Below are 15,969 nucleotides of genomic sequence, written 5' to 3' on the forward strand. Positions count from 1 at the left end.
TTTACATAAAAACAGCTTGACTAGGTCGGACCTCGTAATCCCCGATATTTGACCTCATCAGAGTTCAACCCTTGACAAAGTTGGCTATATAGTATAGTATACTGATTAATACTGTAATTTCAGTATGTTTAGTATTAACAGAAAAAACCTTATATTATATGAATAAAAACATTATAACCTATGTAACAGTTGCTTCTCTCGCCTTCATTCCGATGGTGACTTTTGCGGCTGACCCTTCTGTTGGAGGTTCATTCTCAACAGCTGATCCTAGTACAGGATCTTCATCTTCTACTGCTGATCCTTCTACAGGAGGTTCAGCTTCTACTGCTAATCCACCAACAGGTGGTTCAGGCTCAACAGCTGCTCCAGCTGGTTCTACAGGTGGAGGTTCCACTGGTGGTTCTACAGGCTCATCTGGTTCTTCCGGCTCATCTAGTGGAAGAAGTTCTTCAGGTGGAGGTCGTTCCTTCAATCCTTATTGCACACTTATTACCAGTTACATGAAACTTGGTGCAAACAATGATTCTGCTCAAGTTACAAAACTTCAGAATTTTCTCAAGAATACTGAAAAGCTTGACGTTGATGTAAACGGTATCTTTGATACAAAGACCGAAACAGCCGTCAAATCTTTCCAGAATAAATATTCTGCTGAAACTATGGGTCCTTGGGGTGTTAAAGAAGGTAATGGTAATGTCTTTATGACAACTGTAAAGAAGATCAATCAGATCGCTTGCAACCAACCTCTTACACTCAATCCTTCTGAATTAGCTATAATCAATTCTTATAGAATGGGTAATAGATCTGTAAATTCAACTGGTCCTACTATTGAGATAAAGGCAACTCCTGTCTCAACTGACGGTGAGGATAATCTTAAGAAAGATGATAGCGAAACTATTGAAGTCGGTAGTGTTGATGAAAATAAAAATTCTAATACTGCCAGTGTTGGAGACGCTTCTATCTTGAAACGTTTCTGGAACTTCGTCCTCTTCTTGTTCCGTTAATTATCTAAACATACTGTAAACAAAAACTCCCCGCAATGGGGATTTTTGTTATAAACTTTTCGTACCCTGAGCGCGGAGACTAGCTGTATACTCTTTTTCGTCCAATGACCCCGCCAAAGCAATCATAAGAGCATTGTCTCCAGAAATATGATTTGAAGGTAGATATAGTGGAATATCAAATTCTTTGGCTGTATTCTCAAATGCTTTACGTAAAGTCTTGTTTGCACTTACACCACCTCCGACAATAATAGTCTTTGCTCCGGTGTTTTCTATAGCAGAACGAAGTTTTGTATCCAAAGTTATTTTGACTGATTCTTCAAATTCCTTAGCCAATCCTTTTTTGAAATTATCATCTAATTTGCCATTTTCTTTTTCATAATTTCTAACAGCGTACATGACGGCAGTTTTCAATCCTGAGAATGAAAAATTCAGATCACCACTGTGAAGCATTGGTCTAGGTAATTTTACAATTGAGACGATCTTTTCTTCTTCTGCTTCGCCGGCCAACTTGCTTACATGAGGACCGCCAGGATATGGAAGTCCCAAAAGTCTTGCAACTTTGTCAAAAGCTTCGCCGACTGCATCATCTTTGGTTTGACCAAGAATGTTGTAACCAAGTGAGTTTTTGTCGGTTTTGATCTCTACAAGTTCAGTGTGTCCACCACTTATGAGTAAAGCTATCGCAGGGAATGCTAGAGGTTTGAGTTTCTGCCATTCACCATGATGTTTGTCTGATTCTAATAATGAACCTACGACATGACCTTCCATGTGGTTTACGGGGACGATCGGTATAGACCAAAGTCTAGAGAGTATTTGCCCAAAAATGATACCAACCCATAATGCTGGTTCAAGACCGGGTCCTTCGGTAACTGCTATACGGTCTATGTGAGGAATTGTTTTCAAGAATTCAACCTTCGCAAATGTTGTCATCAGATCTGAATTTCTTGCAGAAAAATCTGATTGGAATTGATTCATTCTCAAAGAGAATTGTTCATCGCTCAATAATTCATTTTTTGAATCGTAAATTGCTGACGTGGATTCATCCAGTATTTTTTTGAGTAATGGTAACAAGTTTTTACCATGTTCACGTTTTGCTAGGGAAGGAAAGACCCCGCCAAAAGGACGGTGTAATTCGGCCTGTGAGTGTACCAATGAAGAAATGACGCGACATTCAAATATGCCGTCATTTGCGCGTGTTTCTATGAGTGCCAAAGCTGTCTCATCGCAACTGGTTTCTATACCTAGGGTGATCATAATGAACATTACTATAGCAGGATTCTTTCTTTACGGGAACGGTGTGGGAATGGAATTATTTTTTCTCTTTTATCTCAACTTCTCCCTTGGCGTAGTCAAATTTGATGATGAATTTATCAAAAAATCCTTTTTGTCCAACAATACCATACGAAACAATATTGCCACCTAGATTTGGCATGAATCCGACATCTGTTTCAAACGATTTGTTACCAATTTTCAAAGTTACCTCATGATCATAATATAGAGAAATTTTACCACCAACACCAAAAACTTCTTTTGTTTTACTATTGTCTGTGCGAATACCTATTTTTTCACCAATCTCTGTATCAAAGAAACAATGATCAGAACCAGAATCAATTAACACTTCGTATCTGACACACTTACCAGAGTGCTCTAACGTTACAGGGACGACTGGTCTCAAAGCGTTTCCGTATTCCTTATACTTAAACTTCATAACGCGCCTCCAGCATAAGCTGATAGGCTAGGTGGCATTCGTGTAAAGATGGGATGGTCATACCCCTTTTTTTGAGCCATATCACTCGCTTCTTTCAAAGTTTTGCCGTGACCGACGACAGTTATTTCATCGTCAAGTAAAGCGACCCAAAGTCCCTTGTATTTTTTGTATATTTTAGTCCAGTTGATTGCTGACATGATTCAATTTTATCAGTCACAAAAACTTCGTCAATATTGACTATAAAAATATTTTGTGCGCGATACAGGATTCTTTCCCTACGGGAACGGTATAGCCTTCACATTTTCTCAGACTCGACAAGCTCGTCCTCGAAAATATGTTCAGACTTTTCGAATCCTGCCACAAGTGCCGTAGGGCACTTGTTATCGCGCACAAATAAAAAAATCGCTCGATGCGATTTTCTTATTTGTGCGCGATACAGGATTCGAACCTGTGACCCTCCCCACGTCAAGGGGATGCTCTACCAACTGAGCTAACCGCGCATTTTTGTTACCGCTCAACTCTACCAAAACTTTGCCTAAAAATCCATCGGTCCCGAGTTCACGGTTACGTTGCGACGTGAGGCGGTGGAAGTTTCGTAAATCTTGATTTGTTCAATAGTAAACTTTCCTAATTTTTTTGTAAGGCGTAATTCTACAATATTACCTTTCATAACTTCTGGAGAAAAATATTGATCAAAAAGGAGGTTGCCTATTGAATAGAAAACAGGGACGTCACCCATAAAAGAGTGTTCCAAAGTTACATGAGGGTGACCGCCGATTATTGCACTTGCGCCGACCGATACCAACGATCTGGCTTGCGACCTCATCATAGGAGAAGAACTGGTTGAATATTCTGTACCCCAGTGTGGCATTACGATGACAAAGTAACCATGGTCGGATAATCTTTTTACATCATCTAGTATCCTATCAAAACCCGGTTGAAAAGCGTGGTAACCGACGAAAGCAACAGTAATATCATTTTTAGTTATAACTGCTTCTGTGGAGCTTGCATTACGAGAATCGCCAAACCATTGGAGTCCGGATTTTGATAGCCATTTTTTTGTTTCTTCTAGTCCAGAAAGCCCGAAGTTGTCGGTATGATTGTTGGCTAAGCTGAGTAGAGTTATTCCTGTTTTTGTTAGTGTCTCAGTGACTTTTGGTTCAAATGTAAAAGTAAGTTCCTTGGAAATTTTTCCATTTGGTAAAAGAGTTTTTGATGGATTGGAAGTGATAGGTCCTTCTAGATTTGCTACGACAATATCAGCTTGTTTGAAAAGTTGTACAGTAGTAGAAGCAAAGAGGGAATCGTAGCCGTATTGTTGACCAAGCCTACGTACACCACGGTCCATCATGATGTCGCCACCGATCATTATTGTAAGGGAAGAAGTTGATGGAGTTTTCGTTGTTATAGGAGTTGACTCTGATTGTTTGGAAGTATCTGGGATTTCGGAAGATACGGAAATAGGTTGCTGATTTGATGATGTAATATTTTGTATGGCGACACTGACACTAGCGGGCATATTGCTTGCTTTGAAACCTTGCAAGCCCACCCACAAAGAACCCCAACCGAATACAACAACTAGTATTGTGTAGAAGATCTTGGCTTTATCTATTGATTTTGGTTCTTCATTATCCATCAGTTTTCAATATGCGGATAGGTGAATTATAGCATGTGGGGGAGGGTTTTTAATATAAAAAAACAGGTCTAGATTTTCATCTAAACCTGTCTGTGAATACAATTTCACTTTAGTAGCCACGGAATGACTAGAAGTGAACAACCGATAATATTTACTCCAGAGTATAGTCTATCTTCAAGTGTCCAAGCTTTTGCGGAGACAAATGCAAGAGTGTTGGAAAGAAGAAATCCTGAATTAGGAATGATGGGGCTACTTTCTGGTGATTTCCAAGTCATTACCATAAATGGTATGAAGGCAATAGACGATGCTGTTATTGATAATATCAATGCCAGTTTCGGTCCATTTGTGAGCCAAAGAATTACGCATAACATCACCATGATGGCGATGAGGCTATCCAACCCTGACCACGCACATCTTCCTTTGAAGAGAAGAATGATTGTCGTAATTGAAGCACCCGTGCCGTAGACCATGGGAATCGCTGGATTCGCTTTTTGTTTTAACATCGTAAAGCATGTTATCCAAGCTAACATGGACCAGAGTCCAAAAGTTGTTAATGACAAACCTTCGCCAGTCCCTTTTGCTGTTGCAATGATCATGTAGAGGTATGCAGATACACCCGCTACTATACCTAGTATGTTTAAATTTTTCTTCACAAGTCATGTCTTTCGTTGATTGTTTGAACCTACTGCTTTTATTATCATAGCACGTAGTTTGTGTAGGTGTCAACTATAGGGGAACCGGTCACGCGTATTTTTCTGCTGAAAAATCGCGCGACCCCGACTCGCTCGCCTTCGCGAGCTCCGTCTTTCGATTCTGAAAAAGAGCAATACCCATTGCTCTTTTTCACTACAAAATTTTACTTCGTAAATTTTTGTAGCCCTACGGGGAATCGAACCCCGATTACCGCCTTGAAAAGGCGATGTCCTAACCGTTAGACGATAGGGCCATGGACTAGATACTACTATTTTTTCATGATTTTGGCAAAAGTGCTATGATGATACGATGACTACGAGGAATGTGTCTGTTCTCATACTTTATAGTAAAGGTAAAATACTATTACAAAAACGTGCCAAGACTGCCAAGAGATTTCCTTGTCGTTGGGGACTTTTTGGTGGAGGTATAGAGAAAAAAGAGACACCAAAAGCTACTTTGAAAAGGGAAATTATGGAGGAATTAGGTTTGAAATTGACTACTCCCAAATTCTTCAAAGAGTATCCATATATTTTGGATGATGTGGGAGAAAGAGGGGATATCTCAGTTTATTTTCATGAGTATAGCAAAGAGAAACTTTATTTAAGGGAAGGGGAACAAATGAAATGGGTCAGTCTACCGGAAGCTCTCAATTTAGATCTGCATCCGATCTATAGGGATATAATAGAAGATATTGGGAAGAGAGCTGGTTCTGTGTTATCGTAAATTCGTTACCATGGAGAGGTGGCAGAGTGGTCGAATGCACCACTTTCGAAAAGTGGCAGGCTCGCAAGAGCCTCGGGAGTTCGAATCTCCCCCTCTCCGCAACGAGCTAACTGATGAGAGATTGAATTATTCGGAAATTCCGAATAATTCAAAAAGAGAGCGGTGGGGTGGTAGAAAGGAATATTGCAACTACTAAGGAATCCTTAGTAGTTCAAAAGCTTGATTACGTAGAAGATGAGATTGTCATAACTAGTGAAAAATATACCCTCTTTATGCTAAGATGTTTTGGTAACCATGGAGAGATGGCTGAGTGGTTTAAGGCAGCGGTTTACTAAACCGCCGTTCCCTTACAGGAACCGTGGGTTCGAATCCCACTCTCTCCGCATTTGACTTCTATATTATATATGTTATAATCCACATAGAATAGTTGCCAACTGTTCTAGATTGCATGAAGTATTTTTGTAGGTTACAAGCCTATAAAAATGGGCTACAACCCCATGGTCTGAAAAATGGCACGAAAGATAAGTACAATGAAAATGAATAATGAAGAGATCGATCGTCTACTACGTGTCGTATCTGAAAGTCTCCGTCTAAGTTGGGAGAAGGCAATGATCAATGGTCAGAGCTTATTAACAATAAAGAAAGAAAGGGAGGATGCTTTTGCCTTGATTGAGTCTAACGACAAGAAGGTTAAACGTATTCTAAGTTTAATGTTATTGTTCTGTGCCTCGTCTGTTGCGGCTACGGTGTACATTTCAGTATGTAACATCGTTTGTCCGGCGTGGGTTAATGAGATACAGGGTTTTCCGATTTTGTTTCTTTTTATCGGTGTTTATGGACAATGGTATCTTGATAAAAAGAGCAGTACTGCACGGCGGGATGTATCAGAATGTGAAGAAGTCTTCACATGGTTAGGGGAGTCAGTGGATTCCTTAAATTGTCTCGGTGTTGGTAATCCTCATTGGGATATCATTACTGAGCCACAAGTCACTGAGAGATTGGTTCGGGCTGCTTATAGGGTCTTGGATGCGCAAGCAAGCTTTGAATCGTGTCGTGTAAAACCTAGCGTAGATCGGTACAGTGTGATCCGTGCTGGAAATTGGATTGAGCATTGTGAAGGAATGTTTAATCGGATTTGGGATACAGCTACGCACGATTTCGGTCTGATCTTTGATAAAGGAGAGATCTTCAAGCAAGCTTTAAAAGAACTTGAGAAGGATAAAGTTAAAAAAACTTCGGATTGCCCCGACGTTCCTTACTTACCAGACTGGGCGAAACCGCCGGTGTAATGGTAACAAAAGACCCTCGCGTACAAAGTGTACGTGAGGGTTTGTTTTTTTAAATCGTGATCAATCATCGAACTTGATAGTTTTAGGATTCTGTCTTATTAGGTCTCGTAGAGCCCTTAGATAATTGACGGCTTCTTCGCCGGTTTTGAAGACTGGAGGTGTTGCCAATACAGTTACGTCTTTCTTCCAATCTTTAATAAAACCAACAATTCTTCCACTTTCACCACCGAAGTGAATCTCAAGATCCGCTCCTGAGGCTTCTGGGGACAGTAACGTCCTAAGAACGTCTGGCTTAAGACCTAGACAATTTACTAGCATTTCATCTTTCATAATATATAGAGCTGTTTATTAAAAAGGCTAGCACTAGGCTAGTCAAAAATCAAGCCCTTTTTCCTCACCTAAAACCCTGGAAAATAATCAACCTTAACGTTTTTCTTGGGTACACCTATTTCAAAAAGAACTTTTTCACAGGCAGTCACGAAGGCGTGTGGGCCGGACACAAAGAAGAGACGTTCCATATAGTCGGGCACTTCATTCAAAATCATTTTTACATCCACGAAACCTTTGTAGCCAGCCCAATCTTCTGGTAAATGTTCCAGATCCGATAGGGTACAGACAGTTTTTAGATCCATCTGAACATGTGCACGATGAACAAGGTTGGTGTAGGCTATCTCCTCAAATCTTTTACAACAATAAACCAAGGTAACATCACGTCTCTCATCTCTATCTATCATATAAGAAATCATACTTCGGAAAGGTGTGATACCGATACCACCAGCCAAGAAGCAAAGCTTGGTATTTTTGTTTTTTGGTAAAGTGAATTCTCCAGAAAGTTGTCCCGCTAATATAGTCTTACCTTCTTCCAATTCTGCTAAAGCTTTTTTGAAACTACTAGATTTTTTGGCGTCAAATTTTATGCCGAGAAGAATCTCTTTTTCTGTTGGAGAAGAAGCGATGGTCAAGTAACGTCTATTACCACGACTATCCGTCTTATTATGATCCAAAGTCCATTCCATGTACTGTCCGGGTTTGAATGATATACGTCTATCAGGAACGAAAGCGAATTCTCCAGTATCTTTGGCTATTTTGGTGCTACCTTTGAAGGTTAGGATATATTTTAATTTTGGACTCATGAGCCAAGAGAAGATATTTCCTACGCATAGAGCCAATTCTGGAGTGGAATAGAGCCAACCAATGTGTATAGTAGGAATGAATAAGACACCCGTTATGGCACCATAAATGACACGACCAGACTTTGTTGGAGGAGTGGTCAGAGGTTCAGTGAGCATTACCAAAGCAAAGAAAATGATGGGGGAATCCACGAATATTTGACGAAGTAGTACAAGAGGACTTGTATGTCCAAAAGTAGATATAGTAATAGAGATAAATGCAACTACTACGAAACTTATTACCAGATCAAACCTTCTGATTTTGCGAGTGATGAATAATCCACCAATCAAAATGAATGGTAACATCCAGATTGTACCAATCCACCAAGTTGCGGACTCATGAATAGTAAGAGCTGTCAAAGCTACGGCGAAACCTGCTGGATTGAAAATATGTTTTTTACCAAAAGCTAAAATAAATTTACCCGCTGAACCCCAGATACCAGCCCAGATGAGGAATGGAACTACTGAAAGATAATGTCCAGTAGTTGGAGGACTGATCAGAAAAGCTAGAATAAGTGCCGTTATATAAACTGATTCAGAATTGGCCGGAGTATTGAATATTTGAGTGAAGATTTTATTTGTCACCCAAGAAACTATCAACAATATTGCTGTTGAGTAAAGAAGAGCTTGCGGAGTGAATGGTAACTTTCCAAATGCACTCAAAAGGGAAGCGATAAGAAGCCAAGCAGTGAGACAGTACAGTACCAATCTGTACATCGTTATTTTATTTAATAAGTTATCTATGGATTTAAGCATCTTTTCTTACGAGATTGTCCGCTGGTTGGTGGATTGCGAAACTTTCAAAACCACTAGTCATGGTCGCCATACCTGCATTATCAATTATATAACCTTCTAGACCTTTCTGCTTCTCTATAAAGTTAATACCTGCTTTACCCATAGCAAAAACGGCTGTAGCAAAGCGATCGGCTTCGTAAACATTCGGTCCTATGACAGAAAGACTGACGATGTCAGTAATTTCTTTACCCTTGTTTTTTGGATTGTAAATATGTTGACCACGAATATAAGTACCAGATGTGGCGATTCCTTGATTTTGCAAATAAACAACTTTTATAATTTCACCTTGTTTGAAAGGGTTTTCTATACCGACTTTCCAAAGCTCTCCTTTTGAATTGTTGCCACCGACTTGTATATCACCGCCAGCTTCCACATAGTAATCTTTGAAACCATTTTCTTCTATAATTTTTAAAGCGTTATATATTGCCCAACCTTTCACTATGCCTGATGGGTCGTATATCCCTTTGCGATTTACAATATCAAAATAACCATCAGTTTCTTTTTTTGTTTGTTCTGATAAAAGGAAGATCTCTCGCATATCTCTACTTGAATTTTCAATTGAAATTTCACCGCGATTTATCTTCATAATCTCACTATCTTTTTTGTAAGTACTAAATTTTTCATCAACATAAACGAAATAATCAAAAGCTTTGTTGATAGCAAGAGATTCGTGAGGAAAAACAGTAGAATCGTTAGTCTTTGGTGAGACTACTTCTATTGTGATAGGCATACCCATAATAATACGGGTCTGTTTCATATTAGATCTTGGCTTGAACCAATGCTTGAGTTAGAGATTTGATGAATCCAGTACTAGTCTGTGTTGCTCCAGAGACCATATCCACGGTTGCACTCTGAACTTTGATGGCTTCACTCTTCAAAATCGGCATAGCGTGGGCACTTTTTTCTTGGGAAGTCTCCTGATCATTGGGATATTGTAAGAATTTGATGTCAGTCAATTTGCTATTAGCAATAGTTGCTTGTACCTCTACGTTGCCATAGAAAACATCTACTACTGGTCCAGTATATGTACCATTTTTGTATTTAATTGAAGCACTTGCTGAGATTTTTGGTTTTGTAGGGGTCACGTTCAATTCTGATGTTACTGGTGTAGGTGAAGAAGCAACCTCTTTCACTTTTGAAGTGGTCCAAAATGAATAAAATGCAAAGACGATTATTAGTGATAGTGATAAGTATAGTTTTTTCATGATGTATTTAATATTTATTTAAGGGTATGTCCAATAAAGGTGAAGCAAAATTTCTTCATTATTTCTTTAATCTTTCTTAATCAGGATTTTAACCAGCTCTGATATCCTTTGTTATTATAAGTATAATTCATTTAATAATTTTATGAAAGCAAAAAAAGATTTTATATGTTGCACGATCAAGAAGGTCAAAAAAACTAAGGTCAAAGTTCCAAAGAAAGGTTTTACTTTGATAGAAGTTCTAGTGGTTATAGGTATCATTGCTATCTTAGCGGCGGTTGTTTTGGTAGCAGTCAATCCTTCAAGACAATTCAAGTTGGCTCGTGATTCTCAGAGAGTTAGTAATGTAAATGCTTTATTGAATGCTATTCATCAAAATATGGCTGAACATCGTGGAATGTTTGTCTGTGGTGGTGTTACAAGGGTCTTACCAAGTACTGCTAGGGTAGTCAAAACAGCTTCTTCTTCACCAGAAGATGAAGGTGACATAGCTTCTTGCTTGGTGCCAGACTATTTATCTTCTTTACCAGTTGATCCTTCAATGACCAACGCTCATTTTTCTGACGCAACAGATTATGATACCGGATATGTTATTTATAAGGATATAAACAATCGCATTACTGCTAGTTCAACAGGTGAGTTGACCACATCTATATCAGTGACACGTTGAAAAAATTAGACTATTATATAGAGTAATGACAGTTAATCGAAAATTTATAATTCTCTGGTTATCTTGTTTTATTCTTATAGTTTTTGCTCTATTCGTTAAATTTTCCGATTCTTTGTTTCAAGATAAAACATCAAAAGTTTTAGATACTATTCCAGTGCAAATAGATGCTGTCCCCGATAGTTCTTTCTATTCTCAGGAACAGATTGATAAACAAAAGAAAGCGGTTGTTCCGGTCAAACCACCAGTTTCTGCTAGAGCTTATTTGGTCGGAAATGTTGAAACTGGGAAGGTTTACATGGAGAAGAATTCCAAATTAGTGTTACCAGTAGCTTCCATGTCAAAGTTGATTACATCTATAGAATCTTTGGATACGATGTCCTCAACCACAGAGATCACTATTACCGAAAGTATGCTCGGACTATCTGATTCAGTCAATTTGAAAGCTGAAGAGAAATTCACTGTTTCGGAATTACTCCATGTATTATTGCTCAATTCTTCAAATGTTGCTGCAGAAGCTCTAGCATCCTCTACAGATAGAAAGAAATTTTTGGACATCATGCCAAGTTATGCTTGGGAAGTTGGAATGCCTGTAACTTATTTCGCTGATCCTTCTGGTATAGATCCGCATAATGTGTCATCAGCTAGCGATTTCTTTGCATTAGCAAGATATCTATACAAGTTGCGTCCAGATATTCTCGCTATAACCAAGACAACCGATTATATATTGGCCACGACAACTGACCATGGATATCATAGTCTATTCAATATTCATCCTTTTGTAAGAGATCCCAACTTTCTTGGTGGCAAAACAGGTCATACAGATGAAGCTAAAGATACGATGCTAACCATTATTAAAATTGGAGATCAACCTGTAGCAGTTATCGTACTTTCGTCGGATAATAGAAAAGCGGATACGGCGTATCTCATAGGACAGGTTAAGGCAATGAGAATTTCTAATTACTAATTTTTAATTTCTAAGAAAGCTCCAATAAACAAACACCAATAAACTAACCAGTTTGTTCCGTCGTCGGCCCAGTAGGCGAATCTACTGATTCGTCGGACGTTGTGAATGTAATACACATTCACACGATCCTCACTAGCCGGAATAACCAACCGCCCATCGTGGCATTTTGGTTATTGATTATTTTTGTTGTGTCATTCCCGCGAAGGCGGGAATCCAGGATTATTACGAATCAATAGTCCATATTTTGCGGTAACCATGGATTCCCGCCTTCGCGGGAATGACAACGCAAGAAATTAGTAATTAAAAATTAGAAATTCTCTTCATATCCAACTTCTTATCAAAGCCTCCGTTTCTTCTGGACCTTTTACTGAAATACAATCTACACCAGTTGTCTTGGCAGGATAATCGTTACCACCATAGAATAGGGCATCACCAACAAATAAAATATCATCAACGGATAGTTTCAGATATTGCTCTAGTTTGCGGATACCGTAAGCCTTATTCACTCCTTTTCTAGTTATATCTACTGATGTAGCACCACCGACTCTAATATCAAATTCTGGAATCTTTGGCATCAAAAGTGAAGCGATATATTCACGCTTCTTTCTGGTTGGATCCCAAGCATATTTCAGTTCTACGGGAGCTTTTTGTCCAAGAGCAGAAAAAGTGATTTGTGAACCACGATCTTCTATGAGATCGCCGTAGACAACGGCAGGTTTTTCGTAAGCAGAACTATTTAAGATCAAGTTCAAAGCAGTCATAATCTTAGCTTTTTCTTTTTGTTCTAAATTTTCCGCATATTGTTCTTGCCAATCTCCTTTCCAGACATAAAGTTTTGTACCAGAAGTCGGTAAGAGCAAAAGATTACCGTAATTTTCTGAAGCACTAGGTATTTTGCTTATAAACTGTGTTTGAAATTGAGGGTAACCACCACCGGAAATTATTGCAACTTTTGTCGTGACTAAAAGTTTGCTTATAAGATCGGCCATAACTGGTTCAATAGGAGATTTACTTTTTGTTAAAGTACCATCAAGGTCAAATATCACTAGTTTTTTGGAAAAGTCTGACATATTTTAGATTTCAAGCATTCGTAAGAGAGCGGATACTTTTACTGTGGCAACACCGGTGACCAAATCGGCTGCACCGTAATATATATAAGCATTTGTTCCTCGGACTGTTAGTCCGCAAGGGAAGACTACGTTTGCGACTATTCCTTTGTGTTCATATTCAGCTTCAGGCTCAAATAATGGAATAGCTGTTCGGGCTTTGACAATGGTAGGGTCTTCTAAATCCAGCAAGACTGCACCAACGCGATATGTCGTACTCCAAGATACGCCATGGTATAGGAGAAGCCAACCAGCTTTTGTTTTGATGGGTGGTGTAGAAATACCGACTTTGCCACCGTCCCACATGCCACGACGTGGAGAAATAATCTCAATACATTGGGTTATTTTTTCTTTTGTAAAATCTAAAGAAGAGACGAAGTCAGCGCATATACTTTCGTTGACTCTATGAAATATCATGTAACCTCCTTTAACTTTTTCTGGCAAAATAGTGGAATCTTTGTTGGCTATAGAAGGTGGAGAGATAACTTCTGGATTGGACCATCCCGCCCAACGCTTTTTCAGGAAATCATTAGTAGATATTGAACTGATAGCTACTCTAGGTGTAACGCCGTCATAACCGGTATATGTCATGTAAAGGCGTTTATCTATCTCTACAATTCTAGGGTCTTCACAACCCAATGTTTCAAATCCGGCTCGTGGGAAATATATGGGTTTATCTGATCTTTCGTCTATTGAAAAACCATCGGATGAACAAGCATAACCAATTGTAGAAATATTGTTGGCTGAAACAGCTCTATAAAGAATATGAGTCTTATTGTCTAATTCAATAGCCGCTGGGTTGAGAGTACCTCTAGCTTCCCAAAGCATTTCTGGTCGTGGAGATAGGATAGGGTTACCTGGAAAACGAGTTATGTTGGAACCACGGTCTTTGTCGGTAATACTCTTTAGGAGATTGTCCAAAGGGATTTTTGCCATGGCACAATGTGTATCGGCGCCACCGTAGTAGATTTCAAAATGATTGTCACGGATAAGTGAACCAGAAGGGAATATGACATGTCCTACTTGCCCAACTTCTTCATAATATGTCTCTGGTGCCATGAAAGGGCCCTTTGTCCTACCGATAATATGACGAGGATTGTCTTTGTCTAGAAGGAGGACTTCAATACCAAAGACTTGATCGGATCTTCCGTATCTCTGAATATGTGAATACAAAACCAACCAGCCTTTGTCTGTCTTTATAGGAGCGGCACCTAGCTCTATATGGTCATCTGGAAGTCTGGAGACGTGGAGTTTATGAGCCTCAAGATTTTCATACCAAGCGTTCCAGTATTCTGGTGACCACATATCTTCTGGTTTATCAAATTCTGCGTAGCAAATGAAGGAAGGTTTACGATCAGTGTTTACGGTTAGGAGTGCTGCGATTTTGCCGTTTATCTTTTCTGGGAATAATGCCATGGCTTTGGCATTGAATGGTGTGACCAAATGTTTTTCGGTTATGGTATCCAGATCTTTTGAAAGAGCAACTGCAACCTTGATAGTTTCAGCTGAAAATGGGTAACCTCCTAAAGCGGTATAGAATATGTAGTATGTATCACCAAGTTTTGTGACGCGAGGATCTTCACAACCGTAGAAATCAAATTCACGATCTGGTGAGACGAGAATTTTGCGATCTTCAAAATGGTGTCCATCTTTGGAAATACCTCTTCCAATAACAGAAGTTTGTACATGAGGTTGGCGGAGCAAGTCTGGTTCAGACATGGCTCTGTAAACCAAGATAGTATTTTTACCCTTTACAATAGGAGAACCGTTGAAAGCGGCGGCAGCTTCCCATGGGTGTTCCTTTATTGGTGACAAGATAGGATTATGTTCTGACCTTGTTAATGTAAACATTTTTTTAAATAATCAATAACCAAGACTTAACTAACTCTTCCATAACTCACCAACCATTCTAATAATTTCTTCATCGGTGTCTCTGCAATACAAACATGTTTATCGCCACCACCGTAATAAATCATCAAATTTTCTCCTATAACTACTGCTCCTGATGCGTATACAACTCCTGGTTTGCCGTCATTCTCATAGTGAGCATCTGGTTCAAGGATTGAATGAGGTGAACGATACAGTACTTTTGTCGGATCATTCAGATCTAAGATCATCGCACCAACTTTATATTTGTTTGGGTCAGCTCGGTCCATGGCGTGATAGAGGAGTAACCAACCAAGCTCGGTCTTGATAGGTGGAGGACCAGCGCCACGTACCCAGTTGTCCCAAAAACCTTTTCTACCTCCTCGAGGAGCACTACTCTTGATGAATTTTGTATCACCGAGAGCATCTAGACTGTCTACGTAATCAACTAAAATATTTGGAGTGATACCGTGTAGTATTGCAAACTTACCATGGATTTTTTCAGGGAAAATAAGCCAGTTTTTATTGACCTGTCTTGGTGGAGAGATAAGACATGGTCTTCTCCAATTCCACTTACCTTTTTTGAGATCTTCCAATAAGATTGAGGTTAGACCTATTCTAACTGAACTCCAACCTTCAAAAGCTACATAAGTCATGTATACACGACCGTCTATGGTGACAGCACGAGGATCTTCTGAACCACCCCAACCACCACCAGAAGTATAAAAAGCAGGGCAGTATTTTTTTGGTCCAGTGACTTTTTCGGCGTCGGGCATTCCGTATCCAGGAAGAGGTTCAAAAACAGGGTATGAAGATCTGACATTGAAATCTTTACCGTTTTCACTTGAGGAGTGACCTACACGTGATATACCATCAGCACCTATGGCTCGATAGAGAAGATGAACGATACCTCGATCATCTTTTATAGCAGCTGGGTTGAAAGTTCCACCATGTTCCCATTCACGTACGAGTTGAGGGGAAAGGATAGGGTTTGCGTGATGACGGTCTAGTTTGTATTGGGGTTTTAACTTCTTGTAGCTAATAGTTGCAAAACGTGCGATAGCCAAAGCTAAAGCAACAAAGAGGAGGGCTATTAGGGCTAAAATTAAAGAAGGTTGCATCATACTTAAATGTACTATTTTACTTA

Annotated in this window: 17 protein-coding genes and 4 tRNA genes; 8 read left to right on the forward strand and 13 right to left on the reverse strand. The window is 39.3% G+C overall.

The genetic code is table 11. From position 1 onward, the window contains the following. Nucleotides 1–158: 158 nt before the first annotated feature. Nucleotides 159–1,001, forward strand: coding sequence for a peptidoglycan-binding domain-containing protein (locus tag WCS89_00780; GenBank protein MFA6554024.1), 843 nt, complete (start codon nt 159–161; stop codon nt 999–1,001). 48 nt (nt 1,002–1,049) lie between these two features. On the opposite strand, the gene tsaD is transcribed toward WCS89_00780, so the two are convergent. From tsaD to WCS89_00805, 5 genes are all read right to left on the reverse strand, one after another. Beyond that, nucleotides 1,050–2,255 (reverse strand): tRNA (adenosine(37)-N6)-threonylcarbamoyltransferase complex transferase subunit TsaD, encoded by a 1,206-nt coding sequence (tsaD, locus tag WCS89_00785; protein MFA6554025.1) that lies wholly within the window; start codon nt 2,253–2,255, stop codon nt 1,050–1,052. A 55-nt stretch (nt 2,256–2,310) separates the two neighbouring features. Then, nucleotides 2,311–2,709 (reverse strand): retropepsin-like aspartic protease, encoded by a 399-nt coding sequence (locus tag WCS89_00790; GenBank protein ID MFA6554026.1) that lies wholly within the window; start codon nt 2,707–2,709, stop codon nt 2,311–2,313. After that, nucleotides 2,706–2,906 carry a DUF5678 domain-containing protein gene (locus WCS89_00795; protein ID MFA6554027.1) on the reverse strand — a complete coding sequence of 67 codons (201 nt, stop codon included), beginning with the start codon at nt 2,904–2,906 and terminating at the stop codon, nt 2,706–2,708. The genes WCS89_00790 and WCS89_00795 overlap by 4 nt, the downstream gene beginning before the upstream one ends. A 230-nt stretch (nt 2,907–3,136) precedes the next feature. Beyond that, nucleotides 3,137–3,209, reverse strand: a tRNA-Val gene (locus WCS89_00800). Nucleotides 3,210–3,244: 35 nt separating this feature from the next. Continuing rightward, nucleotides 3,245–4,345: a CapA family protein gene (locus tag WCS89_00805; protein MFA6554028.1), complete on the reverse strand. Its 1,101-nt coding sequence runs from the start codon at nt 4,343–4,345 to the stop codon at nt 3,245–3,247. 123 nt (nt 4,346–4,468) lie between these two features. Between WCS89_00805 and WCS89_00810 the strand changes: the two genes are divergently transcribed. Beyond that, nucleotides 4,469–4,810, forward strand: a complete 342-nt coding sequence (locus tag WCS89_00810) for a hypothetical protein (protein MFA6554029.1) — start codon at nt 4,469–4,471, stop codon at nt 4,808–4,810. Nucleotides 4,811–5,219: 409 nt separating this feature from the next. On the opposite strand, the gene WCS89_00815 is transcribed toward WCS89_00810, so the two are convergent. Continuing rightward, nucleotides 5,220–5,291, reverse strand: a tRNA-Glu gene (locus WCS89_00815). A 56-nt stretch (nt 5,292–5,347) separates the two neighbouring features. On the opposite strand from WCS89_00815, the gene WCS89_00820 reads away from it, so the two are divergent. The 4 genes from WCS89_00820 to WCS89_00835 all read left to right on the forward strand — a co-directional run bounded on the left by WCS89_00820 (nt 5,348) and on the right by WCS89_00835 (nt 7,050). After that, nucleotides 5,348–5,761, forward strand: coding sequence for an NUDIX hydrolase (locus tag WCS89_00820; protein ID MFA6554030.1), 414 nt, complete (start codon nt 5,348–5,350; stop codon nt 5,759–5,761). Between the two features lie 12 nt (nt 5,762–5,773). Then, nucleotides 5,774–5,860: transfer RNA gene (locus WCS89_00825), tRNA-Ser, on the forward strand. Nucleotides 5,861–6,057: 197 nt separating this feature from the next. Continuing rightward, nucleotides 6,058–6,144 (forward strand) — tRNA-Ser (locus WCS89_00830). Nucleotides 6,145–6,291: 147 nt separating this feature from the next. Further along, nucleotides 6,292–7,050 (forward strand): hypothetical protein, encoded by a 759-nt coding sequence (locus WCS89_00835; protein ID MFA6554031.1) that lies wholly within the window; start codon nt 6,292–6,294, stop codon nt 7,048–7,050. Nucleotides 7,051–7,110: 60 nt separating this feature from the next. Here WCS89_00835 and WCS89_00840 read toward each other — a convergent pair whose 3' ends face one another. The 4 genes from WCS89_00840 to WCS89_00855 all read right to left on the reverse strand — a co-directional run bounded on the left by WCS89_00840 (nt 7,111) and on the right by WCS89_00855 (nt 10,219). Further along, the gene (locus WCS89_00840; protein MFA6554032.1) at nt 7,111–7,380 is read right to left on the reverse strand and encodes a hypothetical protein; all 270 of its coding nucleotides are present in this window, start codon (nt 7,378–7,380) and stop codon (nt 7,111–7,113) included. A gap of 68 nt (nt 7,381–7,448) precedes the next feature. Beyond that, nucleotides 7,449–8,975, reverse strand: a complete 1,527-nt coding sequence (locus WCS89_00845) for an RnfABCDGE type electron transport complex subunit D (GenBank protein ID MFA6554033.1) — start codon at nt 8,973–8,975, stop codon at nt 7,449–7,451. After that, entirely contained in the window at nt 8,968–9,771 is an 804-nt protein-coding gene (locus tag WCS89_00850; GenBank protein ID MFA6554034.1) for an FAD:protein FMN transferase, read from the reverse strand. The genes WCS89_00845 and WCS89_00850 overlap by 8 nt, the downstream gene beginning before the upstream one ends. A gap of 1 nt (nt 9,772) precedes the next feature. Then, the gene (locus WCS89_00855) at nt 9,773–10,219 is read right to left on the reverse strand and encodes an FMN-binding protein (GenBank protein MFA6554035.1); all 447 of its coding nucleotides are present in this window, start codon (nt 10,217–10,219) and stop codon (nt 9,773–9,775) included. 142 nt (nt 10,220–10,361) lie between these two features. Here WCS89_00855 and WCS89_00860 point away from each other — a divergent pair, with 142 nt between their 5' ends. After that, nucleotides 10,362–10,886, forward strand: coding sequence for a type II secretion system protein (locus WCS89_00860; GenBank protein MFA6554036.1), 525 nt, complete (start codon nt 10,362–10,364; stop codon nt 10,884–10,886). Nucleotides 10,887–10,911: 25 nt separating this feature from the next. Further along, entirely contained in the window at nt 10,912–11,850 is a 939-nt protein-coding gene (locus WCS89_00865) for a serine hydrolase (protein ID MFA6554037.1), read from the forward strand. Between the two features lie 320 nt (nt 11,851–12,170). On the opposite strand, the gene WCS89_00870 is transcribed toward WCS89_00865, so the two are convergent. The 3 genes from WCS89_00870 to WCS89_00880 are packed head-to-tail and all read right to left on the reverse strand — an operon-like array spanning nt 12,171 to nt 15,946. After that, the gene (locus tag WCS89_00870) at nt 12,171–12,920 is read right to left on the reverse strand and encodes an HAD-IIB family hydrolase (protein ID MFA6554038.1); all 750 of its coding nucleotides are present in this window, start codon (nt 12,918–12,920) and stop codon (nt 12,171–12,173) included. Between the two features lie 3 nt (nt 12,921–12,923). Then, entirely contained in the window at nt 12,924–14,807 is a 1,884-nt protein-coding gene (locus WCS89_00875) for a hypothetical protein (GenBank protein MFA6554039.1), read from the reverse strand. A 26-nt stretch (nt 14,808–14,833) separates the two neighbouring features. Further along, nucleotides 14,834–15,946: a hypothetical protein gene (locus WCS89_00880; protein MFA6554040.1), complete on the reverse strand. Its 1,113-nt coding sequence runs from the start codon at nt 15,944–15,946 to the stop codon at nt 14,834–14,836. Nucleotides 15,947–15,969: the final 23 nt, after the last annotated feature.

The organism is Candidatus Paceibacterota bacterium, from assembly GCA_041666915.1.
Lineage (GTDB): Bacteria > Patescibacteriota > Minisyncoccia > Phycocordibacterales > PALSA-1337 > C7867-002.

What these genes read in the sequence shown, in the direction of transcription:
- WCS89_00865 (MFA6554037.1), top strand. Translation starts at nt 10,912, where the DNA reads ATGACAGTTAATCGAAAATTTATAATTCTCTGGTTATCTTGTTTTATT.
- WCS89_00790 (MFA6554026.1), bottom strand. Translation starts at nt 2,709, where the DNA reads ATGAAGTTTAAGTATAAGGAATACGGAAACGCTTTGAGACCAGTCGTC.
- WCS89_00880 (MFA6554040.1), bottom strand. Translation starts at nt 15,946, where the DNA reads ATGATGCAACCTTCTTTAATTTTAGCCCTAATAGCCCTCCTCTTTGTT.
- WCS89_00840 (MFA6554032.1), bottom strand. Translation starts at nt 7,380, where the DNA reads ATGAAAGATGAAATGCTAGTAAATTGTCTAGGTCTTAAGCCAGACGTT.
- WCS89_00780 (MFA6554024.1), top strand. Translation starts at nt 159, where the DNA reads ATGAATAAAAACATTATAACCTATGTAACAGTTGCTTCTCTCGCCTTC.
- WCS89_00820 (MFA6554030.1), top strand. Translation starts at nt 5,348, where the DNA reads ATGACTACGAGGAATGTGTCTGTTCTCATACTTTATAGTAAAGGTAAA.
- WCS89_00860 (MFA6554036.1), top strand. Translation starts at nt 10,362, where the DNA reads ATGAAAGCAAAAAAAGATTTTATATGTTGCACGATCAAGAAGGTCAAA.
- tsaD (MFA6554025.1), bottom strand. Translation starts at nt 2,255, where the DNA reads ATGATCACCCTAGGTATAGAAACCAGTTGCGATGAGACAGCTTTGGCA.
- WCS89_00845 (MFA6554033.1), bottom strand. Translation starts at nt 8,975, where the DNA reads ATGCTTAAATCCATAGATAACTTATTAAATAAAATAACGATGTACAGA.
- WCS89_00810 (MFA6554029.1), top strand. Translation starts at nt 4,469, where the DNA reads ATGACTAGAAGTGAACAACCGATAATATTTACTCCAGAGTATAGTCTA.
- WCS89_00875 (MFA6554039.1), bottom strand. Translation starts at nt 14,807, where the DNA reads ATGTTTACATTAACAAGGTCAGAACATAATCCTATCTTGTCACCAATA.
- WCS89_00855 (MFA6554035.1), bottom strand. Translation starts at nt 10,219, where the DNA reads ATGAAAAAACTATACTTATCACTATCACTAATAATCGTCTTTGCATTT.
- WCS89_00850 (MFA6554034.1), bottom strand. Translation starts at nt 9,771, where the DNA reads ATGAAACAGACCCGTATTATTATGGGTATGCCTATCACAATAGAAGTA.
- WCS89_00870 (MFA6554038.1), bottom strand. Translation starts at nt 12,920, where the DNA reads ATGTCAGACTTTTCCAAAAAACTAGTGATATTTGACCTTGATGGTACT.
- WCS89_00835 (MFA6554031.1), top strand. Translation starts at nt 6,292, where the DNA reads ATGAAAATGAATAATGAAGAGATCGATCGTCTACTACGTGTCGTATCT.
- WCS89_00795 (MFA6554027.1), bottom strand. Translation starts at nt 2,906, where the DNA reads ATGTCAGCAATCAACTGGACTAAAATATACAAAAAATACAAGGGACTT.
- WCS89_00805 (MFA6554028.1), bottom strand. Translation starts at nt 4,345, where the DNA reads ATGGATAATGAAGAACCAAAATCAATAGATAAAGCCAAGATCTTCTAC.